This window comes from Pseudonocardia sp. KRD291 (assembly GCF_019263595.1).
Taxonomy (GTDB): Bacteria; Actinomycetota; Actinomycetes; order Mycobacteriales; family Pseudonocardiaceae; genus Pseudonocardia.
Genome location: NZ_JADQDD010000473.1, coordinates 1 through 2,480, shown reverse-complemented (window position 1 = coordinate 2,480; position 2,480 = coordinate 1). Strand labels below are relative to the sequence as shown.

Genomic DNA, 2,480 nt, shown 5'->3' with positions numbered 1-2,480 from the left:
GGACAGTGCCGAAGGCTCCGGCACGGCACCCGGCCCGCCCAGTGCCAGCCCGACCGTCACCAGCAGCACGCCCGAGCGGGCGAGCGCACCCCACATCTTCGTCCCCCGATGATCGCGACCGACCCGACGAGGTGATCATGGAAAGGGGGTCGGGACGGTCAGCGACCTGCGGAGTTCACCCGCCGGTGCGGCGGTCGAACCCGACCGGATGACACGCGTCCGGGCCCGGGTGCGGTCCAGGCCACATCTGGTCCCGGCCGGGCCCGGGGACCGGCGTCAGCGGCGGTGGGCGGATCCGGGGTGTCCCGCCGCCAGGCGCGGCCCGTCGCCGGTGCCGAGCCGCTCGCGCAGGGTCGACCCGATCTTCTCCGAGGTCTCCGGCAGCCGTCCGCGCCTGCGCAGCTCCGGGACGACGTGCTCCGCGATGTCGGCGAACGTCCCCGGTGTGACGGCATAGGCCAGGTTGAAGCCGTCCACACCGGCCTCGTCGACCCAGCGCTCCATCTCGTCGGCGACCCTCGCCCCGGACCCGACGACGACCGGACCGCGGCCCCCGACGGTGATGAACTCGGCCAGCTCACCGACCGTCCAGTCCCGGTCCGGGCCGGTGAACGACGCGAGTGCGGAGCGGGTCGAGTCGGTGGCGACATACTCCAGCTTCTGCTCCACCGGCGCCCCGGCGAGGTCCACTCCGGACCACCCGCCGAACAACGCCAGCGCCGCCTCCGGGCTGACCAGCGACACGTACTCGTCACGCTTGGCGAGCGCCGCCTCGTCGGTCTCGCCGGTGATCGCGGTGAGCATCGTGAACACCTTCACCGACGACGGGTCGCGGCCGGCCTCGGCGGCCCGCTCGCGGACGGCGTCGACCGAGCGCCGCACCACGGCCGGGCTCGGCCCGGACACGAACACCGCCTCCGCGTGCGCCCCGGCGAACGCCGCCCCGCGCGGCGACGCACCGGCCTGGAAGATCACCGGGGTGCGCTGCGGCGACGGCTCGCACAGGAACGGGCCGGGCACGTCGAACCACTTCCCGTGGTGGTCGACGTCGTGCACCTTGGACGGGTCGGTGAACACGCCGCGCTCCCGGTCGCGGACGACGGCGTCGTCCTCCCAGGACCCCTCCCACAGCTTGTAGCAGACCTGCAGGTACTCCTCGGCCATGTCGTAGCGCTCGTCGTGCGGCACCTGCGCGTCGCGGCCCAGGTTGCGCGCCGCACTGTCCAGATAGGACGTGACGACGTTCCAGGCCACCCGGCCCTTCGTGAGGTGGTCCAGCGTGGTCATCCGGCGGGCCAGCGCGTAGGGGTGCTCGTAGGAGACCGACACCGTCACGCCGAACCCGAGCCGCTCGGTGACCGCGGCCATCGCCGGGACCGCGAGCACCGGGTCGTTGACCGGCACCTGCGCCGCGGCGCGGACGGCGGCGTCGCGGGACCCGCCGTAGACGTCGTAGACGCCGAGCACGTCGGCGAGGAACAGTGCGTCGAAGCCGGCGTCCTCGAGCAGGCGGGCGAGGTCCGTCCAGTAGTCCAGGTCCTTGTAGCGCTCCCCCTCGTCGCTCGGGTGGCGCCAGAGACCGGCGGACTGGTGGCCCACGCAGGCCATGTCGAACGCGTTCAGCAGGATGCGGCTCACGCGTCGACCCTGTCATCCGACGTGGTGCCCGCATCGGCCATCCCCGCGCGGTGGGTCTCCGGCGCGAGCACGGTCGCGGTGATCGTGATCGCGGACAGCACCAGGAAGAACGCCCAGATCAGCCACGGCCGCCCACCACCGGCCAGCAGCAGCGCCGTCGCGACCAACGGCGCGGTACCGGCGACCACCGACCCGACCTGGTAGCCCAGCGACGCGCCGCTGTAGCGCACGCGGGTGGAGAACAGCTCGCTGTACCAGGCGGCCTGCGGGCCGTACATGGCGTCGTGGAAGACGTTCACCAGCAGCACCATGGCCAGCACGATCAACCACGTGGACCCGGTGTCGAGCAGCAGGAAGAAGATCCCCAGGAACGCCGCCGACCCGATCGCGCCGCCCAGGTACACCGGCCTGCGCCCGACCCGGTCGGACAGCATCGCCCACAGCGGCGTGCTGAACAGCCCGATCGCCGAGGCGACGATCACGGCGGTGAGCCCGGCGTTCGGCGAGGCCCCGCTGCCGGCCTGCGTCAGGTAGGTCAGCGCGAACGTCGTCGCCAGCACGTAGAGCGAGTTCTGCGCGATCCGCATGCCGATCGTGAGAAACACGTTGCGACGCTCGGTGCGCAGCACCTCGACGACCGGGCGCTTCGAGAGCTCGCCGCGGTCGCGGGCGTCGGTGAACACCTTCGGGTCCGGCAGCGTCAGCCGGATCGCCAGACCCACCCCGACCAGCACGATGCTGAGCAGGAACGGGATCCGCCAGCCCCACGCCAGGAACGTCTGTTCGTCCATCGAGCCGCGCACGGCGGCGAACACCCCGGAGGCGAGCAGCATCCCGGCCGA

Annotated in this window: 2 protein-coding genes; both read right to left on the bottom strand. The window is 72.5% G+C overall.

All coding sequences use genetic code 11. The features are described from left to right. Positions 1-276: 276 nt before the first annotated feature. Positions 277-1,638, bottom strand: coding sequence for an LLM class flavin-dependent oxidoreductase (locus I4I78_RS31875; protein ID WP_218615224.1), 1,362 nt, complete (start codon positions 1,636-1,638; stop codon positions 277-279). Continuing rightward, the coding region (locus tag I4I78_RS31870; protein ID WP_218615223.1) for an MFS transporter at positions 1,635-2,480 on the bottom strand (846 nt) is incomplete at its 5' end. The genes I4I78_RS31870 and I4I78_RS31875, both read right to left, overlap by 4 nt.